1 protein-coding gene is annotated in these 9548 nt (G+C 59.4%); it reads right to left on the reverse strand.

What is annotated here, in order from left to right; translation table 11 throughout:
- On the reverse strand, nucleotides 1-9548 hold a 9548-nt coding region (locus tag OO306_RS27240), incomplete at both ends, for an immunoglobulin-like domain-containing protein (protein ID WP_323055839.1).

Below are 9548 nucleotides of genomic sequence, written 5' to 3' on the forward strand. Positions count from 1 at the left end.
GCTCGTCAGTAACAGTGGTGCTGACCGGGGTTTTGTCCAGAACCAGGTTCTCGAACTTGCCAACATCCGTGCCATCAACGGAAGCGATCGATTTGATCACTGGGTCGTTGGTACCGGTGTAGACGTTATCCGGGGCAGTCACGGTGGTGAAACCGCTGGTGCTGTTGGCCGGCACGGTGATGACGGTGGTGCCGTCGCTCAGGGTGAAGGTCAGCGCCGAATGCTTATCGATCGGCAAGCCATCTTTGTTGGTCAGGGTGATGGTGTAGGTGATCGCACCACCTTCGGTGACCGAAGGCGTAGCAGTCAGCTTGGCCACTACGTCGTCGGTGGTGTCGGTGACTTTGACCGAGGCGGCGTCGCCCAGCTGCAGGTTCTCGAAGGCACGGCCATCGATGTCTGCTGCCGACTTCACGCCCAGCTCGATTTCGCCAGCGTCTTTGTAGACGTCGTCGCCTTGCGCTTCGTGGGTGTATGGCGCGCTGGTTTCACCGGCCTTGATAGTGACGGTGGCGTTGTTGCTCAGCGTCACGACCAGGTCGTGAGCCAGGGCAGTGTTGATATGAACGGTGAAGGTCGGCTTCACGTTCTCGGCAACCGAAACCTGGTCAGCGGTGATCGTCACCTTGACCAGATCACCTTCGTTGCCAGCGCCTGGAGTACCTGAGCCCGGCTCGTCGGTCACAGCAGTGCTGACCGGCGTTTTGTCCAGAACCAGGTTCTCGAACTTGCCGACATCCGCGCCATCGACGGTGGCGATCGATTTGATTACCGCGTCGTTGTTACCGACGTAGACGTTATCCGGGGCAGTCACGGTGGTGAAACCGCTGGTGCTGTTGGCCGGCACGGTGATGACGGTGGTGCCGTCGCTCAGGGTGAAGGTCAGTGCCGAGTGCTTGTCGATCGGCAAGCCATCTTTGTTGGTCAGGGTGATGGTGTAGGTGATCGCACCACCTTCGGTGACCGAAGGCGTAGCGGTCAGCTTGGCCACGACATCGTCGGTGGTGTCGGTGACTTTGACCGACGCCGCGTCGCCCAGCTGCAGATTCTCGAAGGCACGGCCATCGATGTCTGCTGCCGACTTCACGCCCAACTCGATTTCACCGGCGTCTTTGTAGACGTCATCGCCTTGCGCTTCGTGGGTGTATGGCGCGCTGGTTTCACCGGCCTTGATAGTGACGGTGGCGTTGTTGCTCAGCGTCACGACCAGGTCGTGAGCCAGGGCAGTATTGATGTGAACGGTGAAGGTCGGCTTCACGTTCTCGGCGACCGAGATTTGGTCGGCGGTAATGGTGACTTTGACCAAATCGCCTTCGTTGCCAGCGCCTGGAGTACCCGAGCCTGGCTCGTCAGTGACAGCAGTGCTGACCGGCGTTTTGTCCAGAACCAGGTTCTCGAACTTGCCAACATCGGCGCCATCAACCGAAGCGATCGATTTGATCACTGCGTCGTTGGTACCGACGTAGACGTTGTCCGGGGCAGTCACGGTGGTGAAACCGGTAGTGCTGTTGGCCGGAACCGTGATGACGGTGGTGCCGTCACTCAAGGTGAAAGTCAGCGCCGAATGTTTATCGATCGGCAGACCGTCTTTGTTGGTCAGGGTGATGGTGTAGGTGATCGCACCACCTTCGGTGACCGAAGGCGTCGCAGTCAGTTTGGCCACCACATCGTCGGTGGTGTCAGTCACTTTGACCGACGCCGCGTCGCCCAGCTGCAGATTCTCGAAGGCACGGCCATCGATGTCTGCTGCCGACTTCACGCCCAGCTCGATTTCTCCAGCGTCTTTGTAGACGTCGTCACCCTGTGCTTCGTGGGTGTACGGGGCGCTGGTTTCACCGGCCTTGATAGTGACAGTGGCGTTGTTGCTCAAGGTCACGACCAGGTCGTGAGCCAGGGCGGTGTTGATGTGAACGGTGAAGGTCGGCTTCACGTTCTCGGCGACCGATACCTGGTCAGCCGTGATCGTCACCTTGACCAAGTCGCCTTCGTTGCCGGTCCCCGGAGTACCCGAGCCAGGCTCATCGGTCACAGCAGTGCTGACTGGGGTCTTGTCCAGAACCAGATTCTCGAACTTGCCGACATCGGCGCCATCAACCGAAGAGATCGACTTGATCACCGCGTCGTTGGTACCGATGTAGACGTTGTCCGGAGCAGCCACGGTGGTGAAACCGCTGGTGCTGTTGGCCGGAACAGTGATGACGGTGGTGCCGTCGCTCAAGGTGAAGGTCAGCGCCGAATGCTTGTCGATCGGCAGACCGTCTTTGTTGGTCAGGGTGATGGTGTAAGTGATTGCACCACCTTCGGTAACCGAAGGGGTAGCGGTCAGCTTGGCCACCACGTCATCCGTGGTGTCAGTCACTTTGACCGACGCCGCATCGCCCAACTGCAGGTTCTCGAAGGCACGGCCGTCGATGTCTGCTGCCGACTTCACGCCCAACTCGATTTCACCGGCGTCTTTGTAGACGTCGTCGCCCTGTGCCTCGTGGGTGTAAGGCGCGCTGGTTTCACCGGCCTTGATGGTGACGGTAGCGTTGTTGCTCAGGGTCACGACCAAGTCGTGAGCCAGGGCGGTGTTGATGTGAACGGTGAAGGTCGGTTTGACGTTCTCGGCGACGGAAACCTGGTCAGCGGTAATGGTGACTTTGACCAAGTCGCCTTCGTTGCCCGGCGTACCTGGTTCGTCGGTGACAGCAGTGCTGACCGGCGTCTTGTCCAGAACCAGGTTCTCGAACTTGCCAACATCAGCGCCATCAACGGTGGCGATCGATTTGATCACCGCGTCGTTGGTACCGACGTAGACGTTGTCCGGAGCAGTCACCGTGGTGAAACCAGTGGTGCTGTTGGCCGGCACGGTAATGACGGTGGTGCCATCGTTCAGCGTGAAGGTCAGCGCCGAGTGTTTATCGATCGGCAGACCGTCTTTGTTGGTCAGCGTAATGGTGTAGGTGATCGCACCACCTTCGGTAACCGAAGGAGTAGCAGTCAGCTTAGCCACGACGTCGTCGGTGGTGTCGGTGACCTTGACCGAAGCGGCGTCACCCAGCTGCAGGTTCTCGAAGGCACGGCCATCGATGTCTGCTGCCGACTTCACGCCCAGCTCAATTTCACCGGCGTCTTTGTAGACGTCGTCGCCCTGCGCTTCGTGGGTGTACGGCGCGCTGGTTTCACCGGCTTTGATGGTGACGGTGGCGTTGTTGCTCAGCGTCACGACCAGGTCGTGAGCCAGGGCGGTGTTGATGTGGACGGTGAAGGTCGGTTTGACGTTCTCGGCAACCGATACCTGGTCAGCCGTGATGGTCACCTTGACCAGATCGCCTTCGTTGCCAGCGCCTGGAGTACCCGAGCCTGGTTCGTCAGTGACAGCCGTGCTGACCGGCGTCTTGTCCAGGACCAGGTTTTCGAACTTACCGACATCAGCGCCATCAACCGAGGCGATCGACTTGATCACTGGATCGTTGGTACCGGTGTAGACGTTGTCCGGGGCAGTCACGGTGGTGAAGCCGGTGGTGCTGTTGGTCGGAACCGTGATGACGGTGGTGCCGTCGCTCAAGGTGAAGGTCAGCGCCGAATGTTTATCGATCGGCAGACCGTCTTTGTTGGTCAGGGTGATGGTGTAGGTGATCGCACCACCTTCGGTAACCGAAGGGGTGGCAGTCAGCTTGGCCACCACGTCGTCGGTGGTGTCGGTGACTTTGACCGACGCCGCATCGCCCAGCTGCAGATTTTCGAAGGCGCGGCCATCGATATCTGCTGCCGACTTCACGCCCAACTCGATTTCACCGGCGTCTTTGTAGACGTCATCGCCTTGCGCTTCGTGGGTGTACGGCGCGCTGGTTTCACCCGCCTTGATGGTGACGGTGGCGTTGTTGCTCAGGGTCACGACCAGATCGTGAGCCAGGGCAGTGTTGATGTGAACGGTGAACGTTGGTTTGACGTTCTCGGCAACCGAAACCTGATCAGCCGTGATGGTGACTTTGACCAAGTCGCCTTCGTTGCCGGTGCCTGGAGTACCCGAGCCCGGCTCGTCGGTCACGGTGGTGCTGACTGGGGTCTTGTCCAGAACCAGGTTCTCGAACTTCCAGGCGTCTGCGCCGCTGACATTGGCAATCGACTTGACCACCGCGTCGTTGGTACCAACGTAGACGTTGTCCGGCGCGGTGACGGTAGCGAAGCCGGTGGTGCTATTGGCCGCGACGGTAATGACCGTTTTGCCGTCACTCAGGGTGAAGTACAACGGCGCGTGGTTATCGATCGGCAGACCATCTTTGTTGGTCAAGGTGATGGTGTAAGTGATTTCACCACCTTCGGAGACCGAAGGGGTCGCGGTCAGCTTGGCCACCACGTCGTCGGTGGTGTCAGTGACTTTGACCGACGCGGCATCACCCAGCTGCAGGTTTTCAAAGGCACGACCGTCAACATCGACGGCAGATTTGATGCCCAGCTCGATTTCACCGGCGTCTTTGTAGACGTCATCGCCTTGTGCGTCGTGGGTATACGGCTCGCTCGAAGTCTTGCCGGCCTCGATCACCACAACCGCATTATTGCTCAGGGTCACGACCAGGTCGTGGGCCAGCGCGGTGTTGATGTGGACAGTGAAGGTCGGTTTGACGTTCTCGGCGACCGAGATTTGGTCGGCGGTGATGGTGACTTTGACCACGTCGCCTTCGTTGCCGGTGCCTGGAGTACCCGAGCCCGGCTCGTCGGTTACGGTGGTGCTGACTGGGGTCTTGTCCAGAACCAGGTTCTCGAACTTCCAGGCGTCTGCGCCGCTGACATTGGCGATCGACTTGACCACCGCGTCATTGGTACCGACGTAGACGTTGTCCGGCGCGGTCACCGTGGTGAAACCGGTGGTGCTATTGGCCGGCACGGTGATGACCGTTTTGCCGTCACTCAGGGTGAAGTACAACGGCGCGTGGTTATCGATCGGCAGGCCGTCTTTGTTGGTCAGGGTGACGGTATAGGTTATCTCGCCGCCTTCAGTGACCGAAGGGGTGGCGGTCAGCTTGGCGATGACATCGTCAGTGGTATCGGTCACTTTGACCGAGGCCGCATCGCCCAGCTGCAGGTTCTCGAAGGCACGGCCATCGATGTCTGCTGCCGACTTCACGCCCAGCTCGATTTCGCCGGCGTCTTTGTAGACGTCATCGCCCTGCGCTTCGTGGGTGTACGGCGCGCTGGTTTCGCCAGCCTTGATGGTGACGGTAGCGTTGTTGCTCAAGGTCACGACCAGGTCGTGAGCCAGCGCGGTGTTGATATGAACGGTGAAGGTCGGTTTGACGTTTTCAGCCACCGATACCTGATCGGCGGTGATGGTGACCTTGACCAGATCGCCTTCGTTGCCAGCGCCTGGAGTACCCGAGCCTGGCTCGTCGGTGACAGCGGTGCTGACTGGGGTCTTGTCCAGAACCAGGTTTTCGAACTTGCCGACATCAGCGCCATCGACGGTGGCGATCGATTTGATCACCGCGTCATTGGTACCAACGTAAACGTTGTCCGGGGCAGTCACGGTGGTGAAACCAGTGGTGCTGTTGGCCGGAACCGTGATGACGGTGGTGCCGTCGCTCAGGGTGAAGGTCAGCGCCGAGTGCTTATCAATCGGCAGACCGTCTTTGTTGGTGAGCGTAATGGTGTAGGTGATCGCACCACCTTCGGTAACCGAAGGGGTGGCAGTCAGCTTGGCCACGACATCGTCGGTGGTGTCGGTGACCTTGACCGAAGCGGCATCGCCCAGCTGCAGGTTCTCGAAGGCACGGCCATCGATGTCTGCTGCCGACTTCACGCCCAACTCGATTTCGCCGGCGTCTTTGTAGACGTCGTCGCCTTGCGCTTCGTGAGTGTAAGGCGCGCTGGTTTCACCGGCCTTGATGGTCACAACCGCGTTGTTGCTCAGGGTTACGACGAGGTCGTGAGCCAGGGCAGTGTTGATGTGAACGGTGAAGGTCGGTTTGACGTTCTCGGCGACCGATACCTGGTCAGCCGTGATGGTCACCTTGACCAGATCGCCTTCGTTGCCAGCGCCTGGAGTACCCGAGCCTGGTTCGTCAGTGACAGCAGTGCTGACCGGCGTTTTGTCCAGAACCAGGTTCTCGAACTTGCCGACATCAGCGCCATCTACCGAAGCGATCGATTTGATCACTGGATCGTTAGTACCGGTGTAGACGTTGTCCGGAGCAGTCACGGTGGTGAAGCCGGTAGTGCTGTTGGCCGGGACCGTGATGACGGTGGTGCCATCACTCAGGGTGAAGGTCAGCGCCGAATGTTTATCAATCGGCAGACCGTCTTTGTTGGTCAGAGTGATGGTGTAGGTGATTGCACCACCTTCGGTAACCGAAGGGGTGGCAGTCAGCTTGGCCACCACGTCGTCGGTGGTGTCGGTGACTTTGACCGACGCCGCATCGCCCAGCTGCAGATTTTCGAAGGCGCGGCCATCGATATCTGCTGCCGACTTCACGCCCAACTCGATTTCACCGGCGTCTTTGTAGACGTCGTCGCCCTGTGCTTCGTGGGTGTACGGCGCGCTGGTTTCACCGGCCTTGATGGTGACGGTGGCATTGTTGCTCAGCGTCACGACCAGGTCGTGAGCCAGGGCAGTGTTGATGTGAACGGTGAAGGTCGGTTTGACGTTTTCAGCCACCGATACCTGGTCAGCAGTAATGGTGACTTTGACCAAGTCGCCTTCGTTGCCGGTCCCCGGAGTACCCGAACCAGGCTCATCGGTGACGGCAGTGCTGACTGGGGTCTTGTCCAGAACCAGGTTTTCGAACTTGCCGACATCAGCGCCATCGACCGAAGCGATCGACTTGATCACTGGATCGTTGGTACCGGTGTAGACGTTGTCCGGGGCAGTCACGGTGGTGAAACCAGTGGTGCTGTTGGCCGGAACAGTGATGACAGTGGTGCCGTCGCTCAGGGTGAAGGTCAGTGCCGAGTGCTTGTCGATCGGCAGACCGTCTTTGTTGGTCAGCGTAATGGTGTAGGTGATTGCGCCGCCTTCGGTGACCGAAGGGGTAGCGGTCAGCTTGGCCACGACGTCGTCGGTGGTGTCAGTCACTTTGACCGAGGCCGCATCGCCCAGCTGCAGGTTTTCGAAGGCACGGCCATCGATGTCTGCTGCAGACTTCACGCCCAACTCGATTTCGCCAGCGTCTTTGTAAACGTCGTCGCCCTGTGCTTCGTGGGTGTACGGCGCGCTGGTTTCACCGGCCTTGATGGTGACGGTAGCGTTGTTGCTCAGGGTCACGACCAAGTCGTGAGCCAGCGCGGTGTTGATGTGAACGGTGAAGGTCGGTTTGACGTTTTCAGCAACCGAAACCTGGTCAGCAGTAATGGTGACTTTGACCAAGTCGCCTTCGTTGCCCGGCGTACCTGGTTCGTCGGTGACAGCGGTACTGACCGGGGTTTTGTCCAGAACCAAGTTTTCGAACTTGCCGACATCCGCGCCATCAACAGAAGCGATCGATTTGATCACTGGGTCGTTGGTACCGACGTAGACGTTATCCGGGGCAGTCACGGTGGTGAAACCGCTGGTGCTGTTGGCCGGCACGGTGATGACGGTGGTGCCGTCGCTCAGGGTGAAGGTCAGCGCCGAATGCTTATCGATCGGCAAGCCATCTTTGTTGGTAAGGGTGATGGTGTAGGTGATCGCACCACCTTCGGTGACCGAAGGCGTGGCAGTCAGTTTGGCCACGACGTCGTCGGTGGTGTCGGTGACTTTGACCGAGGCCGCGTCGCCCAGCTGCAGGTTCTCGAAGGCACGGCCATCGATGTCTGCTGCCGACTTCACGCCCAACTCGATTTCGCCAGCGTCTTTGTAGACGTCGTCGCCCTGCGCTTCGTGGGTGTACGGCGCGCTGGTTTCGCCGGCCTTGATGGTGACGGTAGCGTTGTTGCTCAGCGTCACGACCAGGTCGTGGGCCAGCGCGGTGTTGATGTGAACGGTGAAGGTCGGTTTGACGTTTTCAGCCACCGATACCTGGTCAGCAGTAATGGTGACTTTGACCAAGTCGCCTTCGTTGCCGGTCCCCGGAGTACCCGAACCAGGCTCATCGGTGACGGCAGTGCTGACTGGGGTCTTGTCCAGAACCAGGTTCTCGAACTTACCGACATCCGCGCCATCCACCGAAGCGATCGACTTGATCACCGCGTCGTTGGTACCGACGTAGACGTTGTCCGGAGCAGTCACGGTGGTGAAACCAGTGGTGCTGTTGGCCGGAACCGTGATGACAGTGGTGCCGTCGCTCAGGGTAAAGGTCAGCGCCGAGTGCTTATCGATCGGCAAACCGTCTTTGTTGGTCAGGGTGATGGTGTAGGTGATCGCACCGCCTTCGGTGACCGAAGGAGTGGCAGTCAGCTTGGCCACGACATCGTCAGTGGTGTCAGTGACTTTGACCGACGCCGCATCGCCCAGCTGCAGATTTTCGAAGGCACGGCCGTCGATGTCTGCTGCCGACTTGATACCCAGCTCGATTTCACCGGCGTCTTTGTAGACGTCGTCGCCCTGCGCTTCGTGGGTGTACGGCGCGCTGGTTTCACCGGCCTTGATGGTGACGGTAGCGTTGTTGCTCAGCGTCACGACCAGGTCGTGGGCCAGCGCGGTGTTGATGTGAACGGTGAAGGTCGGTTTGACGTTTTCAGCCACCGAAACCTGATCGGCGGTGATGGTGACCTTGACCAGATCGCCTTCGTTGCCAGCGCCTGGAGTACCCGAGCCTGGCTCGTCAGTGACAGCGGTGCTGACCGGGGTTTTGTCCAGAACCAGGTTCTCGAACTTGCCAACATCGGCGCCATCAACCGAAGCGATCGATTTGATCACTGCGTCGTTGGTACCGACGTAGACGTTGTCCGGGGCAGTCACGGTGGTGAAACCGGTAGTGCTGTTGGCCGGAACCGTGATGACAGTGGTGCCGTCGCTCAGGGTGAAGGTCAGTGCCGAATGCTTGTCGATCGGCAGACCGTCTTTGTTGGTCAGGGTGATGGTGTAGGTGATCGCACCACCTTCGGTGACCGAAGGCGTGGCAGTCAGCTTGGCCACCACGTCGTCGGTGGTGTCGGTGACTTTGACCGAAGCGGTATCGCCCAGCTGCAGGTTCTCGAAGGCACGGCCATCAACATCGACGGCGGACTTGATGCCCAGCTCGATTTCGCCGGCGTCTTTGTAGACGTCGTCGCCTTGCGCTTCGTGGGTGTACGGCGCGCTGGTTTCACCAGCCTTGATGGTCACAACCGCGTTGTTGCTCAGGGTCACGACCAAGTCGTGAGCCAGCGCAGTATTGATGTGAACGGTGAAGGTCGGCTTCACGTTCTCAGCAACCGAAACCTGGTCAGCGGTGATGGTGACTTTGACCAAGTCGCCTTCGTTGCCCGGAGTGCCTGGCTCGTCGGTGACAGCGGTGCTGACCGGAGTCTTGTCCAGAACCAAGTTCTCGAACTTGCCAACATCGGCGCCATCAACGGTGGCGATCGATTTGATCACCGCGTCGTTGGTACCGACGTAGACGTTGTCCGGGGCAGTCACGGTGGTGAAGCCGGTGGTGCTGTTGGCCGGC

Origin of the sequence: Pseudomonas sp. DCB_AW (genome assembly GCF_026240895.1) — a bacterium.
In the GTDB taxonomy this organism is placed as follows: Bacteria; Pseudomonadota; Gammaproteobacteria; order Pseudomonadales; family Pseudomonadaceae; genus Aquipseudomonas; species Aquipseudomonas kermanshahensis.